Origin of the sequence: Amycolatopsis sp. WAC 01375 (assembly GCF_003947325.1) — a bacterium.
Classification (GTDB): Bacteria; Actinomycetota; Actinomycetes; order Mycobacteriales; family Pseudonocardiaceae; genus Amycolatopsis.
In genome coordinates, this window is record NZ_QHHW01000054.1 from 299043 (window position 1) to 319622 (window position 20580).

The window sequence follows — 20580 nt, forward strand, 5'->3', positions numbered from 1 at the left end:
CCTAATCGCGATTTGGGCCGACCACGGCGCGAGCGATTCCCAGGTCGACCAGGTCCTGGGGGCGTAACCGCAGGCGGTCCGCGAGAGCGGGGACTTCATCCGCGGGCAGCTTGAGGATCGCCGCGGCCGCTTCCGGAGAGGTGACCGAGAAGTACGCGTCGGGCGTCACCCAGGTCGACCCCGGCGCCGCGAACGCGAGCGCGCCACCGGAGCCGCCTTCCCCGATCACCAGCGTCGTGATCGGCACGGCCGCGCTCGCGACCGCCTCGAACAACTCCGCGATCGCCGCGCCTGCCCCGGCCTGCTCGGCAGCCTCGTCGTTCGCCGCGCCCGGGGTGTCGACGAGGGTGAGGACCGGGATCCCGAGTCGCGACGCGAGCCGCACCAGACGCGCCGCCGTCCGGAAGCCCGCGGGCAGCGTCGGCGTCCCGCACTGCGCCGCGTACGCGATCACGCGGCCGCCTCGCCAGCCGAAGCCGCACAGGACGCCGGAGTCGACTCCGCCGCACCTGTCGCCCGAGACGTCCTCACGCCAGTCGAAGTACGTGTCGAGGTACTCCGCGGCCCTCGGTCGCTCAGCGGAGCGCGCCGCCTGGACCGCGGCCCAGCCGCTGTCGGGCAAGTCCGTCGTTCCGAGTGCGCCGGGCGGCTCGGCGGCTTCCGTCGTCGGCGATGTCAGCAAGCGCAGCCACCGTTCAAGCACCGCGGGAAGGTCGGCGGTGGCCACGATCCGGTCGACCTGGCCCCACGCGAGCTTCGCTTCGGCCGTGTACGCCTCAGCGGGCGCGCCGGTAGGCCGCACTCGAGAGCCCGCGAAACCGACCTGGGCCTCAGGCAGCGCGAGAACGACATCGGCGCTCGCACCGAGTGTCGCCCAGCCGCCGCCGGTGGTCGGATCACGCAGCACCGAGATCTGCGGCACCGACCGGGCGCCCGCCGCCGCCCGCGCTATGCGCTGCAACTGCGTGAGCGCGCGCATGCCTTGCTGCATGCGGCTTCCGCCGGTCGCGATCAGCGACACCACCGGCAACCGCGACGCCACGGCCCGCGCGAACGCCGCCTCGACGCGATCGCCGGTCCGCTGGCCGATCGACCCACCCAGGAAGCCGAACTCGAAGGCGATCACGACCGCCTCGACGTCGCCGATCTCGGCGGTCCCGCAGAGCACGGACTCGTCCTCGCCGGTCCGCTCCTCGGCGGCCTCGCGTGCCGAGCGGTACCCCGGCCAGCCGATCGGCCCGTCGTCCGGCTCATCGGAACGAGGAACGTCCAGATCCTCGAAACCGGTCGCGATCTCCTTGACGACGGACCGCGCCGACGGCCTGTTCATCCGAGCGCCCGCTTCATGACCTTGCCCATGTCGTTGCGCGGCAACGCTTCCAGATAGCGGACGACCCGAGGTCGTTTGTGCGGCGACAACAGGCGCGAGACATGGTCGGCGAGTTCCGACTCGGTCGGGCGCTCACCGTCCGGCACCACCCAGGCCACGATGCGCTCGCCGAGGTCGTCGTCGGGCTCGCCGGTCACCGCGACCTCCGCGACACCGGGGTGCTCCATGAGCGCGTTCTCGATCTCACCCGCGCCGATCTTGTAGCCGCCGCTCTTGATCAGATCCGTCGCCTTCCGGCCGACGATCTTCACGTATCCGGCCGCGTCGCGGGTCGCCACGTCGCCAGTCCGGAACCAGCCGTCGTCGAAGGCGGCTCCGGTCGCGTCGGGGCGGTTGAGGTACTCGGTGAACAGGTTCGGCCCGCGGACCTGGATCTCGCCGACGGTCTCGATCTCTTCGACGGGCTTTCCCGCCTCGTCGACGAGCCGCAGCTCGACGCCGCGCAGCGGGACGCCGACAGTGCCGGGGACGTGCTCGCCGTCGGCGCGGATGCTGGTGTTCATGAGGGTCTCGGTCATCCCGTAGCGCTCGATCACCCGCTGTCCGGTCGCCGCGGTGATGCGCTGGTGGTCGTGGACGGGCAGCGCGGCCGATCCGGAGACGAGCAGCCGGGCGCTGCTCAGCGCCTCGGCGAGCGACGGGTCATCGCCGACTTCGCCCGCGATGCGGTGATACATGGTCGGGACGCCGAACATCATCGTCGCCCCGGTGGCGAGTTCGCGTGCGACGCCTTCGGTGGAGAACCGGCCGAGATGCCGGACCGAGCCACCGCGTCGTAACGGTCCGAGTATGCCGAGGATCAGGCCGTGTACGTGGAACAACGGAAGGCCGTGGACCAGGACGTCTTCGGCGGTCCACGCCCAGGCGTCCTCGAGCGCGTCGAGGGTGGTCGAGATCGCGCGGCGGGGGAGGACGACGCCCTTGGGCGGGCCGGTGGTGCCCGAGGTGTAGACGATGAGCGCCGGGGCTTCTTCGTCCGGTTCCGCGGGGAGATCGACAGGTGCGCCTTCGAGGGGGATGTCGCGGCGCGGCAGGCCGTCGAGGCCGGGGGGCAGGTCGGCGCCCGATTCGGCGAGTACGAGGACGGGCTCACCGTCGGCGAGGATGTGGGCGAGTTCGCGCTCGCCGATCTTCGGGTTGAGCGGGATGGCGGGGACGCCGGCGAGCAATGCGGCGACCACGGCGATGCTGGTGTGCACCGTCGGTGTCGCCCAGATGGCGACGCGGCCGCTCGGCAAGTCGCGCGCGAGCGTGCCGGCGACGGCCGCCAGATCGGTGTACGTCAGGGAGGTGTCGCCGAAGCGGAGCGCCTCCTTGCCGGAGCCGCTCGCCAGCGTGGGGAACAACCGATCGGGCACCGTGTGACCTCCTGCTCGACTTCGCCGGCCGGGGCACGTGGCCCTCGCAGGACCGTACCGCGCTGCCCACCCGCACCCCTGCGACCTGCTTCACACCCTGCCGCCGGAGCGCCTTTAGCGGGCTAATCGCGCTCTGGCGGTCCGGAGGGCGGGAGCGACTTTCGCGGGCTAAACGCGATCCGGCGGCAGGGGAGCGGCCCCGGTGCCGGATCGCCTTTAGCCCGCTAAACGCGATCCGGGGCGCTGGTCGTAGGCTGGGTAACCGTGCTGGTACTGGCCATCGACACCTCGACCCCGGCGGTCACCGCGGGCCTCGTCGCCCTGGACGGCGACGCCCTCGAGTCGCGCGGCGACCGCGTCACGGTCGACCCGCGCGCGCACGGCGAGCTGATCACGCCCCACGCCCTCGAAGCCGTCAAGGCCGCGGGCGTCACGCTTCGCGACCTCGACGCCATCGTCTGCGGCGTCGGCCCAGGTCCCTTCACCGGCCTTCGTGCCGGAATGGCCACTGCCGCGTCGCTCGCCCACGCCCTCGGCATCCCCGCCCACCCGGTTTGCAGTCTCGACGCGATCGCCGCCGACGTCGCTCCCGGCGAAGCGCCCTTCCTCGTCCTCACCGACGCGAGGCGCCGCGAGGTCTACTGGGCTGCGTACGCGGCTGACGGCTCTCGCACCGACGGGCCGCACGTTCAGCGCCCAGCCGAGCTCGAGACCACCATCAAGGTCGCGGCGGGGGACGGCGCCCTTCTTTACGCGGATGCCCTGGGCGTCCAGCCGATCGAGCCGCGCTTCCCGTCACCCATCGGGCTGGTCAAGGCGGCCGACTTCGACCACGAGCCCGCCCCGCTCACCCCGCTCTACCTCCGCCGCCCGGACGCCGTCGAACCGGCCGCGCGCAAGAAGGTGACCACGCCGTGAGGCTGGAACCCTTACGCCGCAAGGATATCTCCCGCTGTGTCGAGATAGAGAAGATCCTCTTCCCCGGCGATTCGCCGTGGACCGCCTACGCCTTCCACGCCGAACTGGACGCCGGCGGCCACTATCTCGTCGCCCGTCCGGATGAAAGCGACGAGGTCATCGGTTACGCCGGGCTCGCCGTCGTCGGCCGTCGCGGCGATTACGAGACGAGCATCCACACGATCGGTGTCGACCCAGATCACCAGCGCAAGGGCATCGGCACCACGCTGCTGAAGGCGCTCCTCGACCGCGCGGACGAACTCGCCGCACCGGTGTTCCTCGAGGTCCGCACCGACAACGAAGCGGCGATCACGCTCTACGAGCGGCACGGTTTCGAACGTATCGGCCTCCGGAAGCGCTACTACCAGCCTTCCGGCGCCGACGCCTACACGATGGCCCGCCCGCGGGCCCAGGTCCGAGACGAGGTGGCGGGCTGATGCCGCGCATCATCATGGGCATCGAGAGTTCGTGCGACGAGACCGGTGTCGGCCTCGTCCGCCTGCACGACGACGACACGGTCGAACTCCTCGCCGACGAGGTCGCCTCCAGCGTCGACCAGCACGCCCGTTTCGGCGGCGTCGTGCCCGAGGTGGCCAGCCGCGCGCACCTGGAGGCGATGGTCCCGACGGTCGAGCGCGCGTTCGACAAGGCCGGGCTGAAACTGTCCGATGTGGACGCCATCGCGGTCACCGCCGGACCAGGACTCGCCGGCGCGCTCCTGGTCGGCGTCGCCGCGGCCAAGGCGTACGCCGCCGCGCTCGACATCCCGCTCTACGGTGTCAATCATCTGGCCGGGCACATCGCCGTCGACACGCTCCAGCACGGGCCGCTGCCCGACCGCTGCCTCGCCCTGCTCGTTTCGGGCGGCCATACGCAATTGCTTCTGGTGGACGACATCGCGTCCGAGATCACCGAACTCGGGTCCACTGTGGACGACGCGGCGGGCGAGGCCTATGACAAGGTCGCCCGCGTCCTCGGCCTGCCGTACCCAGGCGGCCCGCCCATCGACAAGGCCGCCAAGAACGGTGACGGCGCGGCCATCGCGTTCCCCCGCGGGATGACCGGTCCGCGTGACGCGAAATTCGATTTCTCCTTCTCCGGCTTGAAAACCGCGGTCGCGCGCTGGGTCGAAGGTGCCGAACGCCGCGGCGAGGAGATCCCCGTCGACGACGTCGCCGCGTCGTTCCAGGAAGCCGTCGCCGACGTCCTGACCATGAAGGCGATCCGCGCGGCCAAAGAACACGGAGTGGACACGCTGGTCATTTCCGGTGGTGTGGCGGCGAATTCACGGCTGTCCGAACTCGCCGCCGAGCGCTGCGCCGAGGCCGGGATCACCCTGCGCGTCCCGCGACCGCGGCTGTGCACGGACAACGGCGCGATGATCGCCGCGCTCGGTGCCCACGTGGTCGCCGCCGGACGGCCGCGGGCGTCGCTCGATTTCTCCGCCAATCCGGCGCTGCCGGTCCAGATCGTCTCGATCTAGCGCGATTCGGCGGCGGTGCGCGGCGCCGGGGCGAGGTTGAGCAGCTCCTCCAGCGCCGCCACCGACAACGCGGCGGCATTGCCATCCCCGTAAGGGTTTCCGGCGTGCGTCGGGTGGAGATCGCCGCGCAGGATCTTCGCCGCGGTGTCGGCGATGAGGCCGGTGTCCGTCCCGACCAGCCAGGCGCAGCCCGCCTCGATGGCTTCGCGCCTTTCGGTGACGTCTCGGAGCACGAGGACGGGCGTGCCGAAGGTCGGTGCTTCCTCTTGGATACCACCGGAATCGGTCAGGACGAGCTCGGCGAGCCGCAGCGCGCGCACGAGATCGGGGTATTCGAGCGGCTCGGTGATCGTCACCCGCGGTGTCCCGCCGAGCGCGGTCACGACCTGCTCCCGCACGTCCGGATTGGGGTGCACGGGGAACAACACCTGGACGTCGCTGTGCTCCGCGACGATCAGTTCGATGGCCGCGAGCGTGCGGCTCAGCGGCTCGCCCCAGGACTCGCGCCGGTGTGACGTCACGAGGACGAGGCGTTCGCCCGCTTCGGCGATCTCCATCTCCAGCAACGCGAGTGCGGTGTCCCTCGCCGGGAGATCACGTTCGGCGATCGCGATCACGGCGTCGACGACGGTGTTGCCGGTGACGGCGATCCGTTGGCGTGGAACACCTTCCGTGCGCAGCGCGGCCGCGGCAGACGGCGTCGGCGCGAGGTGCAGGGCGGCGATGCGCGAGATCATCTGCCGCGTCCCCTCTTCGGGGAACGGCGCGGCGAGGTCGTGCGTGCGCAACCCCGCTTCCAGATGCACGACAGGGATACCCAGCCAGAACGCGGCGAGCGCGCCCGCCAGTCCCGTCGTCGTGTCACCCTGGACGACGACCGCCACGGGCGCGACCCGCCGAAGCAGCTCGTCGAGCGCGGGAAGCACCCCGGAAACGAGTTCCGCCTGGCTTCCGGTGGCGCGCGGCGGGATGTCGAGCCAGGCGTCGACAGGCAGACCGAACGGGATCAGCGCCTGTTCGACCATGCCCTGATGCTGTCCACTGTGGACGACGAAGGGCCGTAGCCGCGGGTGCTCCGCCAAAGCCAGTGCCAGCGGCGCGAGCTTGACCGCCTCCGGGCGCGTCCCGGCCAGCAACATCACATCCACGCGTTCGCGCTCCTCATCCACGAGTTCGATTGTCCCGCAAAACGCGGGTGGCGGCCGCCGGCGCACGAGGGGCACACGCCGGCGGCCGGTCCGTCCGGGAAGCGTCAGCTCCCCATTTCGCCGAGCCGTTTCGTGCGGCGGTAGCCGGCGATGACCGCGATGGTTCCGAGAACCAGCAGGATCACCCCGACGGCCAGCCACCAGCCGACATCGGCCCCGGTGGCGGCGAGGGCACCCACCCCGCCACCGGCGACGCCGACTCCGGCGCCAGGCAACTTGTACATTTCGACCTCACTTCACCCTGGTCAGGCGGTGGTCGCCGGACGCCGGTTGCGAACGACGCGGATACCGACCGGGACGGCGACGGCACCGAGCAGGCCGAGACCGATCCACAGCCCCGCGCCCGAAGCGAGCGGCACGGGCAGGCCCGCCGGACCGCAGGTGGCCGACGAGACGATCACGTCGCCGGAACCGAGCGGGGTGAGGGCATCGCCGAGCAGCTTCACGTGGACGGCGTTGACCGTGAGGCTGCCGTCGCTGTTCTTGATCTGCTCGTTCAGGATGATCGTCGCGACGTTGACGGTGCCGAGACCGACCTTGATCTGCGTGTTCGGCGCGGGCGTCGAGTCGACGGTCCCCGCGCTGCCGAGGTTCGCGCCGACGAGGTTCGTCGCGCCCTGCACACCCTTCTGGGTCGCGGTGCAGGTGGCCTCGACGACCTTGATGCCGACATTGCCGAGCGCGCCCTTGAGCAGCGGCAGGCCGACATCGGCGGTGCTCGCCTTGGCCGTCACCGCACCGGAGTTGTCGTCACGTCTGGCTTCGGTGTTGATGGCGCCCGCGGTGAGTACACCGGTGAGGTCGACCTTCGCGAGGCTGTTGGCGGTCGGCCCGGAGGTCTTCGCCTCGGCGAGCGGCCCGGCCTTCACCGCGTCGAGGCCGAGGAGCTTCACATCGACCTTGACGCCATACGCGGAGCCGTCACCGGGGGCCGCCGAGGCGGGCGCCGCACCGGCGAGAGCCACGCTCGCCACCACAGCGGCGAGCAATCCGCCTCGTCGCAAGAGGTGCGTGTTCTTCAACTGGTCCTCCGAATTGATTCGTGGGGGTTTCTCTCAACTGCGGTCGGCACTCGGGCACAACCGTCGCGGACGAATCCTCAACTGGCCTGACTCGGCTCGCGGATCGTCTATCGCCGAGTGTTTCCCAAATTGAACGGAAAACTGCGAGGATCACCGGATCAGGTGGTCTTGCGGTCATTTATCGCAGGTCGCCGAAGGTGTCACCCTTTCGGCCTAGTCAGTTTCTCCACGATCGTGCCGAAAGGGCTCTTGATCACGTTCGAAACGTGAACCCCGGTCGGAAGGGCCGGTTCTCGCTGTCTTACTCTCGTCGGCGAGGTCTCTGTCCGCTTCGCCGAATCCCGTCGTCTGCTGCGCCTTTCCTGAGAGGGTCACCGTGGCCGTTGCGAGCACTCCTTTACCGAGTTCCAGCCGGTTTCCGCTGCGTATGGCGGTGCTGGCGGTGATCGCTGTCGCGGTCGGCCTGGTGCTGGCCGAACGTCTGTACCGGGTGTTCGAAGTGCAGCTTTCCGGGCTGATACTGAGGGTTATCACCACTTCGGGTGTCTTTGTCGCCGGTGAACGCGAAACGGTCTACTTTGGGTTGTCCGGCGATACTCCACTCGGGTTAAGAATGACGCCGGAATGCTCTTCGGCATTCATGTTGCTACCCCTGTTGCTGGTGACCGCCGTCATGTTGTATTTCCGTCCCAAAAATGCGAAGAGGCTGTTCTCTTCGTTGGCGATTTCCGCGATCGTCGTCATTCTTGTCAATCAGATGAGGGTTTTGGCGATCGTGGGGCTCGTGAACATGATGGGAATCGACGAAGGTTATTACTGGGGGCACACTCTGCTCGGCTCGATGGTCAGCGTCATCGGCGGCGCGGTCGCCCTCGTGCTGTTCGTCTGGCTGAGCACCCGCAAGCCGCGGGCCGAGCGCGGGACCGCCTGATGGGCGGCGGCTCGATCAAGATCCTGCTCGCGATCACGCAGGCTTTCGCGCTCACCATGAGCGTCGCGTTCATCGTGTACGTGGTCGTGATCGTCGTGCCGTACCTGCGGCGCAAACCCGCGCCCGTCGGTGACGCCGCCGACTTCACCTGGCACTTCTTCGTCCCGTGCCGGGACGAACAGACCGTCATCCGCGAAACGGTGCGGTACCTGCGTTCGACGTTCCGGCACGCGCACGTCTGGGTCGTGGACGACGACTCCGAGGACCGCACGGCCCGCGTGGTCAAGTCGATCTGGCGGCGCAACGGTGGCTACGACCCGTACCTGCACCTCGTTCCCCGGCGCCGTCCGGAGGCGAGGACGGGCAAGGGAGACGCGCTCAACGCCGCCTACCAGGCGCTCAACGACTGGATGGGCCCGGACGCGAGCCGTGACGACGTCGTCGTCGTGGTCGTCGACGCCGACGGCCGTCCGGCGGAGAACTGCCTCGAAGTGTGCGCCGCGGACCATCTCTTCGGCGACGAGACGATCGGCGCGGTGCAACTCGACGTCCGGATGGGCAACGCCGGCACCCGCCCGCCGGGGAAGAACTGGTTCTCGCGCGCCTTCGGGCTGAAGCTCGCCCAGATGCAGGATCTCGAGTTCCGTACGGCCATCGCGGCGATCCAGACCTCGCGCGGGTTCACCGGCACGATCTCCATGGGCGGCAACGGCCAGTTCACGCGACTGTCCGCATTGGACTCGATCGCGGGCGAGGACGGGCAGCCGTGGCGCGGTTCGCTGCTGGAGGACTTCGAACTCGGCGTGCACCTGCTGACCGCGGGCTGGCGGACCGGGTACACGCCGGACTCCCATGTGCAGCAGGAAGGCCTGTACAGCCTGCGGCGATTCCTGGTGCAGCGCACCCGCTGGGGCCAGGGCACGATGCAGTGCTCGCGGTATCTCCGGCGGATCTGGGATTCGCCGCATGTGAGCACGCTGGGCGCGGCGGAGATGATGTACTACCTCGCGCAGCCGTGGATGCAGCTGCTCGGCTCGCTGCTGTACCCGATCCCGTTCATCCTGCTGCTGTTCACCACGGCGGGGGATCCGGCGCGGATGTGGACGTGGTTCGCCGACGACGGCGCGTGGATCCTGTTCGCCATCTACGGCTCGTTCGGGCTGCTGCCCTTCATCGTGTGGGGCCCGATCTACGAGTTCAAATGCCTGAAGAGCCGCAATCTCCTGCGCGGGCTCGGGATGGGCTTCGCCTACGCGCTGTACATCTACACGTTCTACATCACGTCGTGGCGGGCGCTGTTCCGGCTGGTGCGCGGCCGCAACGGCTGGTCGAAGACGCGGCGGAACACCGAGCACGCCCCCGGGGTCAAGGTCGCGCTGGACTCCTGACCCGCTCCGCGCGGATCGCGTTCAGCGGGCTAAACGCGATCCGCGCGAGGGTCAGGCGGCGGGGAGGATGCGGACGTCGTCCGCCTTCACGAAGGCGATCCGGTGTCCGAACTGGATCTGGACGTACCTGGTCTTGCCCTTGACGACCACGTGGTTCGCCGGGTCGAACGTCGTCGCCGAGTAGTACTCGGAGCCGAGCATGTTCCCGAGCGAGTACCGCTGCCCGGCCGAGAACGTGTACGGCAGCGGGACGACCTGCTGCACCGGCACGTTCGCCGGGTACGCCTCCGCCTCCGGATACGCGCGCCCGAAGACCGGCACGGTCGCCAGTCCGGGCTTCGGCATGACGACCAGGCCGAACGCCGGGCTCGTCGTGCGCTGGTCGCGGAACCAGCCCTTCTGGCCGAGGTACCAGATCGCCGTCCAGCCGTCACGCCGCTCCGCGACCACGTACCGCTGGCCGGTCTCCGCCCGGCTGCCGATGTCGGAGACGGCCATCGTGCTCGCCGAACCGTCCGGGCGCAGGCCGATGTCCTTGAGCAGCGGCGCCGAGTCGGTCGGCTCGCTACGCAGCACGACCGAACCGGAACCCCTTGCCGGGCAAGGCTTTCCGGCGGTCTCACAGCCCGTGAAGGCGGGCTGGTTCGTGGCGAAGTCCGGCGTGATGGTCACCAGTGGCGAACCGGGACGGCCGAAACCGGACAGCGGCGCGCCCATCAGGTCGAAGTAGTGCGCCCAGTCCCAGTACGGGCCCGGATCCCAGTGCATGCCCTTGATGGTCGAGGGGATCGTGCCCGGGACGTTGTCGTGGCCGAGGATGTGCGCGCGGTCGAGCGGGATGTCGTACTTCCGCGCGAGGTAGCCGACGAGCTTCGCGGAGGTGCGGTACATCGCCTCCGTGTACCAAGTGCCCTTCGCGGCGAAGCCCTCGTGCTCGATGCCGACGGACTTCGCGTTCACGTACCAGTTGCCGGCGTGCCAGGCGACGTCCTTGGTCGGCACGTGCTGCGCGATCTGGCCGTCGGACGAGCGGATCGTGTAGTGCCAGCTCACGTACGTCGGGTCGGTGACAAGGTCCATCGCCGTGTCCCAGTAGCCCTCGGTGTCGTGGATGATGATGTATTCGACCTTCTGGCTCTTCGGCCGGTCCGCCTTGTCGTGGTTGCCGTAGTCGTTGTCCGGCAACTCCTGGTACGGCGCCGGCACCGAAAGGCACGAGACCGTCTTCGGGCACTCCGTCTTCGGGTTGCCGGCCTGGGTGCGCACGGGGCTCGTCGGTGTCGCGGCGAGGGTGACGTTCTGACCGTCGTCGGTCGTCCGGCTGACGCCCTTGGAGATGGTGTCGAAGACTTCGTCGGCGAAGGACTGCGCTCCCGCCGCGTCCTTCGCGCCGCTGTAGCGCGCGACGGCTGCCTTCCAGTCGCCGGTTTCGTGCTGGTACTTCGCCAGCAGAGCGGCGCCACCGCGGATGTTCTGGGTGGTGTTCGTGCGCAGCGTCGCGACGTCCTGCCCGATCAGCGAGGCCGCTTCGTCGATGGTCTGGAGGCCCGGTGGGGGAGGCTTCGGCGCAGGTGTCACCGGGAGTTTCGCGCGGCGGGCGTCGTCTCCGCGCGGATCCTCCTCACCCTCGTCGTGATGCGTGCCCGTGCCCGCTTCGCGCAGGTCGGTCAGGTGCATCGGGCCGTAACCGGCGGACGTGCTCGGAGTGCCGGCGTTGAAATCCCAGCGCGACTCCAGGAACGACACGCCGAGAAGGACGTTCTCCGGAACGCCGAACTCCTGCGCGGCGGCCGCGAAGTCCCGCTGACGCTGCTGATCCGCAGGGGCGGCTTCGGCGGGGACGGCGGCGAGAAGGCCGGCGGCGAGAGCGAGGACCGCGAGTCCGGCGGTCCGTTTGGACCGGCGCCGGAGCGGTTCGAGGGCGATAGGACGGAAGGGACGCGGCATGGGCGTAAACCCCCAGTGACTAGGTCTGCTGAACAGGACCGACCCCAATGGTCGGAACCTAACCAGAAAGCGGCCTGCTCCGTAAGGTCCCTCCAGATCGCGATTAGGGGGCTAAACGCGCTCCGGTGGCAGGATGGGGGCATGGCTGGGGTGGAGGAGCTTCTGCAGGAGAAGGACCATGTCTTCCTCGATTTCGACGGTCCGGTGTGCGACGTGTTCGCCAGGTTGCCGTCGAGCGAGGTGGCGGACAGGCTCAAGCGTCTCGTCGGACCCGATCTGCCCGCGGACGTGAACGCCTCCGCCGATCCGTTCGACGTGCTCCGATACGCGGCCTCGTGCGGTCCGAACACCGCGCATGTCGTCGAGCGGCAGCTCAGCCGCTTGGAAGGGGAGGCCGTCGCGCTGATCTCGCCGGCGCCCGGCGTCGCGGAAGTCCTTCGCGAGTGGGTCGCGCAGGGGTTCACGGTGACGATCGTCAGCAACAACTCCGTCGACGCGATCCGGTCGTTCCTCTCGCTGCACGAACTCGCCGAGCAGGTTCGCGGGATCAGCGCGCGGACGACGAGCGACCCCGCGCGGTTGAAGCCGCAGCCGATGCTGCTCGATGCCGCGGTAAGGGCTCTCGGCACGTCACCTCGGCAGTGCGTCATGGTCGGCGACTCGGCCGCGGACATCCTGGCCGCTCGCGCCGCCGGCGTCGCTTCGATCGCTCTCGCGACGACGCCGGCGAAGCGCAGGGCCCTCGCCGCTCTCAGCCCGGACGCCCTGGTGACGGATCTGGCCGACTTGCGTTTAGCGGGCTAAACGCGATCCGTCGTGGTCCGGCGGAGCAAAAGGGCCGGTCAGGAGCTCGGAAGCAACGTGAGAGGACCCTCCTTGCGAAGCTGGCACTCACATGGCTAGAGTGCTAATTGCACGGCCCGAACACGCCCCGGCACCCGCGACGGCGGGGGTGGTAGGAGCCGTAACTCATCCTGCCAACGCTTTCGACGACCGTGGAGGTCAACCCGGTGAGCGTGAACATCAAGCCGCTCGAGGACAAGATCGTTGTCCAGACGAGTGAGGCCGAGGAGACGACCGCTTCCGGCCTCGTCATCCCCGACACCGCCAAGGAGAAGCCCCAGGAGGGCAAGGTTCTGGCCGTGGGCCCGGGCCGCATCGACGACAAGGGCAACCGTGTCCCGCTCGACGTTTCCGTCGGCGACGTCGTCATCTACTCCAAGTACGGCGGCACCGAAGTGAAGTACAACGGCGAGGACTACTTGATCCTCTCCGCCCGCGACGTGCTGGCCGTCATCAACTGACGTCCGCTCTCAGCGCATGACGCCCCGGGCCCCGCATTGCCGGGGAACGGGGCGTTCGTGTTTTCCGAGCTTTAGAACTGGAAGGTAAGCGGAACACGCCATGCCCAAGCAGATCAGTTTCGACGAGGACGCTCGTCGCGCGCTCGAGCGCGGGGTGAACAAGCTCGCCGACGCGGTCAAGGTCACCCTCGGCCCGCGCGGTCGCCACGTCGTACTCGACAAGAAGTTCGGTGGCCCGACCATCACCCTCGACGGCGTCACCGTCGCTCGTGAGATCGAGCTCGACGACCCGTTCGAGAACCTCGGCGCCCAGCTCGCCAAGAGCGTCGCCACCAAGACCAACGACGTCGCCGGTGACGGCACCACGACCGCGACCGTGCTCGCGCAGTCGCTGGTGAAGGTCGGCCTGCGCAACGTCGCCGCCGGTGCCAACCCGACCGCGGTCGGCCGCGGCATCGAGGCCGCCGCGGAGAAGGTCATCGCGGTGCTCAAGGAGAAGGCGACCCCGGTCAAGGGCCGCGACAACATCGCCCAGGTCGGTACCGTCACCTCGCGTGACGCGGCTATCGGCGCCCTGCTCGGCGAGGCCGTCGAGCGGGTCGGCGAAGACGGTGTCATCACGATCGAGGAGTCGTCCACGCTGGCGACCGAGCTCGTGATCACCGAGGGTGTGCAGTTCGACAAGGGTTTCCTGTCGGCGCACTTCGCGACCAACCCGGAGGAGCAGAAGGCGATCCTCGAGGACGCCTACATCCTGATCGTCCGCGAGAAGATCTCGGCGCTGGCCGACCTGCTCCCGGTGCTGGAGAAGGTCGTCGAGGCCAAGAAGCCGCTGCTGATCATCGCCGAGGACGTCGACGGCGAAGCGCTGTCGACCCTCGTGGTGAACTCGCTGCGCAAGACGATCACCGCCGTCGCGGTCAAGGCGCCGTTCTTCGGTGACCGCCGCAAGGCGTTCCTGGACGACCTCGCGGTCGTCACCGGCGGCGAGGTCATCTCGGCCGAGATCGGGCACAAGCTGTCCGAGACCACGCTCGCCCAGCTGGGCAACGCCCGCCGGATCGTCGTCACCAAGGACGACACCACGCTCGTCGACGGTGCCGGCACCAAGGACGACATCGCCGGGCGCGTTTCGCAGATCCGCAAGGAGATCGAGAACACCGACTCCGACTGGGACCGCGAAAAGCTGCAGGAGCGGCTGGCGAAGCTCGGCGGCGGTGTCGCGGTGATCAAGGTCGGCGCGGCCACCGAGACCGAGCTGAACGAGCGGAAGCACCGCATCGAGGACGCCGTGGCTTCGACCAAGGCGGCCGTCGAAGAGGGCATCCTGCCCGGCGGTGGCTCGGCGCTCGTGCACGCGGTCAAGGAGCTCGACGGCGGCCTCGGCCTCGAGGGCGACGAAGCGACCGGTGTGCGCATCGTCCGCGACGCGCTGTCCGCCCCGCTGTTCTGGATCGCGACCAACGCGGGCCACGAGGGTGCGGTCATCGTGAACAAGGTTCAGGAGCAGAGCTGGGGACACGGCTTCAACGCCGCCACCGGTGAGCTCACCGACCTGCTGGCCGCCGGCATCGTCGACCCGGTCAAGGTGACCCGGTCCGCGGTGGCGAACGCCGCTTCCATCGCCCGGCTCGTGCTCACGACGGAGAGCTCCATCGTCGAGAAGCCGGTCGAGGAGGAGCCCGCCGCGGCCGGTCACGGCCACGCGCACTAGTTCCACCCCTCGAAGCGGGGCGGTACTCCCTCCGGAGTGCCGCCCCGTTTTGCTGTCCCGGGCCCCCTTGTCGGAGCGACTTTAGGGGGCTAATCGCGATCCGCCGGCAGGTGAGCGTGACCGCGGGCGGAGCGACTTTAGCGGGCTAACCGCGCTCCGGTGCCCGGAGACGCGGCGGCCGGACAGAGCGCGTTTAGCCCCCTAAACGCGATCCGGCGAGGTGGGCACTCAGGCCCGGCCGGAGCGACTTTAGCGGGCTAACCGCGCTCCGGTGCCCGGAGACGCGGAAGGGCGGCACCCCACCCGGATGCCGCCCTTCCGCGTCGCCGACTCGGCCGGATCAGCCGTTCGACATGCTCAATGTGCGCTTGTCCGCCTTGATGATGTGCTCGCGTTCCGATTCCGACAGTCCGCCCCAGATCCCGTACGGCTCGTGCACGGCGAGCGCGTGGTTCCGGCACATGGCCAGTACCGGACAGGCCAGGCACACGGCTTTGGCCCTCGCCTCGCGGCGGGCTCTGGCAGGCCCGCGCTCGCCGTCAGGGTGAAAGAAGGACGCGCTGTCCATGCCTCGGCACGACCCTTCGAGCTGCCAGTCCCATACATCCGCGTTGGGCCCCGGGAGCCTGCGTGTGTCCGCCATCCTGACCGCCTCCGTCATCCGGTCGAAGCGTTTACCTGCTCTGCTGCGCTGCGGATACTCCATTCGGTGCAACGGCGGTAACGTTAGAAGCGCGCCAATACTTGTTCAAGAGATTCAAGACGATTCAGCCGTTAGGCATCCCCCGGATGTGTGAGCGGTACTTTCCGTTCCGGTTGCCCCGGTCCCTGCCTGCCTGGATATTGGGTCGAGTGGGATCTCGGATCAGCAGTGAAGAACCCACCCTGCCGGTGGCCTCGGTCGCTCGCCGGCTCGGGGTCGCACCGTCCACCCTGCGCACCTGGGACCGCAGATACGGCGTAGGACCGAGTCGCCACACCAACGGCCGCCACCGCCGCTACGGCAGCTCCGACATCGGCCGTCTCGAACTGATGCAGCGCGCGTTGCTCCGCGGCGCCTCGACGGCCGAAGCGGCGAAGTACGCGCTTGAGCAGATGCCCCGGACAGCTACGGAGCCTCCGGAGACCGCCGTGGTCCAAGTGGAGGAGCGGGTCGCCGCGCCGCCCGCCGAGGATCACGACGTCCCGTCCCGGCTCGCCAGGCGGTTGAGCACGGCCGCGCTCGCGATGGACTTCGGCGCGGTGCAGCGCATGCTCGCCGACACGATCCGCGAACTCGGTGTGCTGCCCGCCTGGACCGGCGTCGTGTCGCCGGTCCTGACAGCGCTCGGCGCGCGCTGGCGCGGTGTCAGCGCCGGCGCGGAGGTCGAGTACCTGCTCGCCGAGTGCGTGTACGCCGCCCTCGTCCGCGCGACGCCGGTGCTCCGCGAGCCACGTAACCAGCGGCCGGTCCTGCTGACCTGCGTGCCGGACGAGCGTGACAACCTGCCCATGTACGCGCTCGCCGCGGCGCTCGCGGGACGCCGGATCGGTGCCCAGCTGTTCGGCGCCTCCCTGCCCGCGGAGGTGCTCGCGGTGACGGTCCGCCGCAGTGTCCCGGCCGCGGTCGTGCTGTGGTCGGGACGGCGTGCGACCGCGGATCCGCGCCTGTTCGCCAGGGTCTCGCGCGGCCGTCAGCGCAGCAGGATGTTCGCCTGCGGTCCGGGCTGGGATCCCGCCGCGCTCCCGGACAAGATCGAACTGCTCGGCGAACTGACGACCGCCGCCGACCGGATCGAGCATGTTCTTGTCGGTGCGAGGCGATAGAAAGGACGTATGGAAGCGTCCTTGCGGTCCGCCGCGTTCGGCGACGGCGTGCCGCCGAACTCCTTCGCGGTGCCCGCGTCGCCTCGCGGACGGCTGCTGGCCGCGATCGGGCTCGGTGGCCGCGGCCGGTACGCGGCGGCGGCCACGCTGCTGAACGGTTTGCGCGCGGGCAAGGATCCGGTGGTCGCGTCGCTGGCCGCGAGCACGCTGGCGTCGCATCGACGGCAGCTGGGTGGGCACGCGGCGGCGCTCGTCCTCGACGGTGAAGCGCTCGCGCTGGCGATCTCGGAGCCAGGAGGTGAACCAGACCCCGACGGTCTGGACGCCGAGGGAGCGCGGGCGGACGCGCTCCTGGGTCTCGCGGCCGACAATCTCGGGCGCGGCAGGCTGACCGCCGCCCGCCGGCTGCTGGCCCGTGCGGGCGCGCACACCGGCGACTGGCGGACCCGGACCAGGGCCGGTTGGGTGAGCGCGGAAATCGAACTGGCAAGTAACATTTCCCATGCGGGGATCGCACCTGCGGAAATGGCGCTGGAAACGGCGCGAGCGAGGGGCGCGTCCCGGCACGTCGTCAAATCACAGCTTGTACTCGGGGTGACGATCGTGAATGCCGGTTCCGCTGAGCGGGACCGCGCGAAAGTGCTGGTCGAGAGCGCTCGCGAAACCGCCGAGAGATACGAATTCAATTCACTTCTGTGGGTGGCATGCCTGGTGTCGGCCGACTTCTCGGCAGGACACGCCGATGAGTATCGATTCAGAGCGGCCGAACTGTTGCACGCAGTGTTACGGCACGCAGATCCTTGCGGGAGGCGGCTCGCACGGGAATCTCCGTGGGTCCCCCGCTGAGGGCGTCTAGCCTGTTGGAGGGCCCATTCCGGCAACCGGGCTAAGAACTTTCAAAAAAAGCCACCGGATCGTGTCAAGGTTCGGGCTAAAGCGTCCGATAGGGGAAGTGGAATGTCACCCGGCTGCAGGAAGGAAACCCCGTGACGACGGTCTTGATCTGCGACGACCGACGCAGTGTCCGCGAAGGGCTCACTCGAGTGATGTCCGCGGTCCCAGGGGTCAGTCGCATCGACTGCGTAGCGCACGGTGACGAGCTGCTGGCCCGGTACTCCCGTCAGCCGGTCGACGTCGTGCTGGTCGGAACCCAGCGCGCTGTCCCGACTGGCGTCGAAGCCACCCGGCGGCTCGTCTCGGCGAACCCCCAAGCGAACGTGATCGTGTTCGGCGCCCCGGACGACGCGGGCAGCATCGCCGCGGCCATCGCCGGCGGTGCCCGCGGCTACCTGCGCTGGGACGCCTCGCGTCCCGAGCTGGTCGCCGCACTGGCTCACACGCTCGCCAGCACCTCGGTGCCGGCGCCGCGTCAGCCGTCCGACCCCGGCGTTCAGCTCACCGAGCGCGAGCTTCAGGTGCTCCGTGGGATGAGTCAGGGCAAGAGCAACGGACAGATCGGCCGCGAGCTGTACCTGTCCGAAGACACCGTGAAGACCCACGCGCGCCGCTTGTTCCGCAAACTCGGCGTTCGGGACCGCGCACAGGCGGTCGCCCACGGATTCCGCCGTGGACTTGTTTCCTGACAACGCTTTCTTGTTTTCATTGCTGAGATTGCACAACGGGTGACGAACGGGCCGGGGGGTGTACCCCTGGCCCGTACCTGTGTTCCCCGTCACGCTTGGCGCATTTATCCTCACCGCTCGGGCACCCTGGCCCGAGCGTGTCCGCCTCAGGGTGGACCGTCGTACCCCACTGCGTTCCGGCTCGTTGAAAGTTCGACTACGAGCGAAGGGGACCAGGAAGACCCGGGTTCAGCGCGCTCGCCGGAAGGGCGGCGCGCCGATGACGGCCGTCAGCGAAGGCGGCGGGCCCGGGCGGTACGGTAGCTGTCACCGGTAGTGGTCTCCGAAGTCACACGCCGGACTCTTTGCACGCCTATACGTAACACTGGGACTGTTGTCTGCGATGGCCAATGTGGGGGACGGACTGGATGAGCCGGTCGCCGCTGCTGTTGAGGGTGATCCTCAAGCGGTCGAGCGGTTGCTGGCGGCCATCCGTCCTTTGGTAGTGCGGTACTGCCGCGCTCGGGTTGGCAGGCAGGAGCGTTCGTTCGCTTCCGCAGACGACGTTGCTCAGGAGGTGTGTCTCGCGGTGCTCACGGCATTGCCTTCGTACCGTGATCAGGGCCGCCCGTTCCTGGCCTTCGTCTACGGGATCGCCCAGCACAAGGTGGCCGACGCGCATCGCGCCGCGGCCCGCAACCGTGCCGAGCCGGTCGCCGAAGTCCCCGACGAGATCGAGGGCGGCGTCGGCCCCGAGCAGCGTGCCCTCCAGGGCGAGCTGAACGAGCGCATGTCGCAGCTGCTGCGCGTACTTCCCGACAAACAGCGTGAGATCGTGGTCCTGCGGGTGGTCGTGGGATTGTCCGCCGAAGAGACGGCCGATGCCGTGGGGTCCACTCCCGGCGCCGTCCGGGTGGCTCAGCATCGCGCCCTCGCGCGCCTACGTAAGGTTCTGGCCGCTGAGGAGGTGATCTGAGTGACCGATCGCGACCATCGGTTCTCCCCCGAGACCGATCGTGAACTGACGGCTTTCGAAAGAGGGCTGACGCCCTCGGAAGCAGAGTTCGCAGCTGATCTGTCGGCCGTCCAGGCCGATGACGCGCTGCTCGACGCCCTTGGTGGCTCGGATCCGAAGATGGCCGACGACCTCGGCGATCAGGAGCTGAACGCGCTGCTGCTGGCCTGGCGGCGTGACATCGACAGCGAACCGCTCGCGGAACTCGTCGACGTCGACACCGCCGTCGTCACTGTGAAGACCGCCGCGCTCGCCCGCAAACACGGGGGAAGACGCCGGCTGCTGGTCCCGGTGGCCGCCGCCGCGGCCGTCCTGGCCATCGCCTTCGCCGGTACCGGTCTCGCCGCGAAGGACGCGCAGCCTGGTGACACGCTCTGGGGACTGACCAAGGTGCTTTACGCCGACCACGCCCGGTCGGTCGAGGCCGCCGCGGCGGCCAAACTCGATCTCGAAAAGGCGAACCTAGCGCTCGCCGGTGGACGTCTCGACGACGCGCGCAAGGCGCTCGACGAGGCACAGGCCGCGCTGAGCCAGGTGACCGACGAAGAAAACCGCGACCAGCTGCTCGAACAGCACCGCCAGTTGAGTGCTCAGCTGCAGAACCCTGGGCAGCAGCCGCTGCCGCCGGATCAGCAGTCACCGTCGCAGACTCCGGTCACGACCACGCCTCCGCCCAGCCCGCAGCCGACCGCCCCGCCGACGTCGCTGCCAGGAGGCGGCAACCCCGGCACGAGTCTGCCGGGCACCACGACTCCTTCGCCGACTCCGCCGACCTCGTCCAGCGAACCGCCGCCCCCCACGACGTCGACGACACCGCCGGCCTCGGGGAACGATCCCGGTGGCTCGCGGAACGAGCCGACACCCGGTGCCGGAGCGCAGGCGCCCGCCGCAGGCGAGACGACGTAGCACCCCGAAGACGCCGAAGGGCCTGGTGAGATCGCTCTCACCAGGCCCTTTCGTTATGCGGCTCAGATCGCGTTTAGCCCGCTAAAGTCGAGCGACTTTAGCGGGCTAAACGCGATCAGTAGGCGCTCTCGTTGGCGGTGACACCGTCCGCGAACCCGCGGCAGTAGTCCCAGCTCACGTAGTCACCGGGGTTCGGATCGAACGCGGGCTCGTGCGGCCGCATCCGGCCGTCGGCGAGCAGCTGCTCGAGACTGGCGCGCAGCAGATGCCAGTCGTGGTAGTGGGGTTCGTCGCATTCACCGCAGTCGACCACGATCCCGCGTACTCCGCGCGGTTCGAGAAGCGCCTGGTAGACGGCGAGATCGGAGAGATCGGCCAGCAACTCGGTGCGCTCGTCGTCGCTGATCGGCTCGTCGAGCCGGTCAGCGTCGTCGATGAACGCGCGGGCCGGGTCGTCCGGGTCATCCGCGAACGGGTCTGGGGGCAACGCATCTTGCGGCACGCCTGCACGCTACCGGGCGCCCACCCGGGCCGGGCGGCCGCCCGGCCCGGATATCATGAGGGGCAGGCCCTCGCCGTGATGCCAACA

The 20580-nt window shown here is 69.1% G+C and carries 21 protein-coding genes; 13 read left to right on the forward strand and 8 right to left on the reverse strand.

From position 1 onward, the window contains the following. Position 1: 1 nt before the first annotated feature. A complete protein-coding gene (locus DL991_RS36440; protein ID WP_125788859.1) occupies positions 2-1330 on the reverse strand; it encodes a carboxyl transferase domain-containing protein in 1329 nt (442 codons plus the stop codon). Then, on the reverse strand, positions 1327-2748 hold the full coding sequence (locus DL991_RS36445; RefSeq protein ID WP_125788860.1) for an acyl-CoA synthetase: 1422 nt from the start codon (positions 2746-2748) through the stop codon (positions 1327-1329). The genes DL991_RS36440 and DL991_RS36445 overlap by 4 nt, the downstream gene beginning before the upstream one ends. A 264-nt stretch (positions 2749-3012) precedes the next feature. Here DL991_RS36445 and tsaB point away from each other — a divergent pair, with 264 nt between their 5' ends. The 3 genes from tsaB to tsaD are packed head-to-tail and all read left to right on the forward strand — an operon-like array spanning position 3013 to position 5188. Continuing rightward, positions 3013-3666, forward strand: a complete 654-nt coding sequence (tsaB, locus tag DL991_RS36450; RefSeq protein ID WP_125788861.1) for a tRNA (adenosine(37)-N6)-threonylcarbamoyltransferase complex dimerization subunit type 1 TsaB — start codon at positions 3013-3015, stop codon at positions 3664-3666. Continuing rightward, positions 3663-4142: a ribosomal protein S18-alanine N-acetyltransferase gene (gene rimI, locus DL991_RS36455; RefSeq protein WP_125788862.1), complete on the forward strand. Its 480-nt coding sequence runs from the start codon at positions 3663-3665 to the stop codon at positions 4140-4142. The genes tsaB and rimI overlap by 4 nt, the downstream gene beginning before the upstream one ends. After that, entirely contained in the window at positions 4142-5188 is a 1047-nt protein-coding gene (tsaD, locus tag DL991_RS36460) for a tRNA (adenosine(37)-N6)-threonylcarbamoyltransferase complex transferase subunit TsaD (RefSeq protein WP_125788863.1), read from the forward strand. The genes rimI and tsaD overlap by 1 nt, the downstream gene beginning before the upstream one ends. Here the strand turns inward: tsaD and wecB are convergent. The 3 genes from wecB to DL991_RS36475 form a co-directional block, all read right to left on the reverse strand. Continuing rightward, complete coding sequence (wecB, locus tag DL991_RS36465) at positions 5185-6336, reverse strand: non-hydrolyzing UDP-N-acetylglucosamine 2-epimerase (RefSeq protein WP_125789072.1); 1152 nt, start codon at positions 6334-6336, stop codon at positions 5185-5187. The two genes, tsaD and wecB, sit on opposite strands and share 4 nt — an antisense overlap. Before the next feature lie 104 nt (positions 6337-6440). Next, complete coding sequence (locus tag DL991_RS36470) at positions 6441-6620, reverse strand: LPXTG cell wall anchor domain-containing protein (RefSeq protein WP_007031099.1); 180 nt, start codon at positions 6618-6620, stop codon at positions 6441-6443. Between the two features lie 21 nt (positions 6621-6641). Beyond that, positions 6642-7418 (reverse strand): choice-of-anchor P family protein, encoded by a 777-nt coding sequence (locus tag DL991_RS36475; RefSeq protein ID WP_125788864.1) that lies wholly within the window; start codon positions 7416-7418, stop codon positions 6642-6644. A gap of 427 nt (positions 7419-7845) precedes the next feature. Here DL991_RS36475 and xrtP point away from each other — a divergent pair, with 427 nt between their 5' ends. Together xrtP and DL991_RS36485 are read left to right on the forward strand one after the other, a co-directional pair. Continuing rightward, positions 7846-8349: an exosortase P gene (gene xrtP / locus DL991_RS36480; protein WP_125788865.1), complete on the forward strand. Its 504-nt coding sequence runs from the start codon at positions 7846-7848 to the stop codon at positions 8347-8349. After that, positions 8349-9737 (forward strand): glycosyltransferase, encoded by a 1389-nt coding sequence (locus DL991_RS36485; protein ID WP_125788866.1) that lies wholly within the window; start codon positions 8349-8351, stop codon positions 9735-9737. The genes xrtP and DL991_RS36485 overlap by 1 nt, the downstream gene beginning before the upstream one ends. A 51-nt stretch (positions 9738-9788) precedes the next feature. Here DL991_RS36485 and DL991_RS36490 read toward each other — a convergent pair whose 3' ends face one another. Continuing rightward, on the reverse strand, positions 9789-11684 hold the full coding sequence (locus DL991_RS36490) for an N-acetylmuramoyl-L-alanine amidase (RefSeq protein WP_125788867.1): 1896 nt from the start codon (positions 11682-11684) through the stop codon (positions 9789-9791). A gap of 141 nt (positions 11685-11825) precedes the next feature. On the opposite strand from DL991_RS36490, the gene DL991_RS36495 reads away from it, so the two are divergent. From DL991_RS36495 to groL, 3 genes are all read left to right on the forward strand, one after another. Continuing rightward, positions 11826-12488 (forward strand): HAD family hydrolase, encoded by a 663-nt coding sequence (locus DL991_RS36495; RefSeq protein WP_125788868.1) that lies wholly within the window; start codon positions 11826-11828, stop codon positions 12486-12488. A gap of 206 nt (positions 12489-12694) precedes the next feature. Beyond that, positions 12695-12988, forward strand: coding sequence for a co-chaperone GroES (gene groES, locus DL991_RS36500; protein ID WP_007031106.1), 294 nt, complete (start codon positions 12695-12697; stop codon positions 12986-12988). Between the two features lie 100 nt (positions 12989-13088). Next, a complete protein-coding gene (gene groL, locus DL991_RS36505) occupies positions 13089-14702 on the forward strand; it encodes a chaperonin GroEL (RefSeq protein WP_125788869.1) in 1614 nt (537 codons plus the stop codon). A gap of 340 nt (positions 14703-15042) precedes the next feature. Here the strand turns inward: groL and DL991_RS36510 are convergent, their stop codons facing one another. After that, the gene (locus DL991_RS36510; protein ID WP_007031108.1) at positions 15043-15363 is read right to left on the reverse strand and encodes a WhiB family transcriptional regulator; all 321 of its coding nucleotides are present in this window, start codon (positions 15361-15363) and stop codon (positions 15043-15045) included. A 230-nt stretch (positions 15364-15593) separates the two neighbouring features. On the opposite strand from DL991_RS36510, the gene DL991_RS36515 reads away from it, so the two are divergent. The 5 genes from DL991_RS36515 to DL991_RS36535 all read left to right on the forward strand — a co-directional run bounded on the left by DL991_RS36515 (position 15594) and on the right by DL991_RS36535 (position 19991). Next, the gene (locus DL991_RS36515; protein ID WP_370309045.1) at positions 15594-16508 is read left to right on the forward strand and encodes a MerR family transcriptional regulator; all 915 of its coding nucleotides are present in this window, start codon (positions 15594-15596) and stop codon (positions 16506-16508) included. A gap of 9 nt (positions 16509-16517) precedes the next feature. Continuing rightward, positions 16518-17354 carry a hypothetical protein gene (locus tag DL991_RS36520; RefSeq protein WP_125788871.1) on the forward strand — a complete coding sequence of 279 codons (837 nt, stop codon included), beginning with the start codon at positions 16518-16520 and terminating at the stop codon, positions 17352-17354. Between the two features lie 140 nt (positions 17355-17494). Beyond that, the gene (locus DL991_RS36525) at positions 17495-18091 is read left to right on the forward strand and encodes a response regulator transcription factor (protein ID WP_003073605.1); all 597 of its coding nucleotides are present in this window, start codon (positions 17495-17497) and stop codon (positions 18089-18091) included. A gap of 382 nt (positions 18092-18473) precedes the next feature. Next, on the forward strand, positions 18474-19046 hold the full coding sequence (locus tag DL991_RS36530; protein ID WP_125789073.1) for a sigma-70 family RNA polymerase sigma factor: 573 nt from the start codon (positions 18474-18476) through the stop codon (positions 19044-19046). Beyond that, a complete protein-coding gene (locus DL991_RS36535; protein ID WP_199746247.1) occupies positions 19047-19991 on the forward strand; it encodes an anti-sigma-D factor RsdA in 945 nt (314 codons plus the stop codon). Positions 19992-20106: 115 nt separating this feature from the next. Here the strand turns inward: DL991_RS36535 and DL991_RS36540 are convergent, their stop codons facing one another. Next, a complete protein-coding gene (locus DL991_RS36540) occupies positions 20107-20493 on the reverse strand; it encodes a DUF5319 domain-containing protein (RefSeq protein WP_125788872.1) in 387 nt (128 codons plus the stop codon). Positions 20494-20580: the final 87 nt, after the last annotated feature.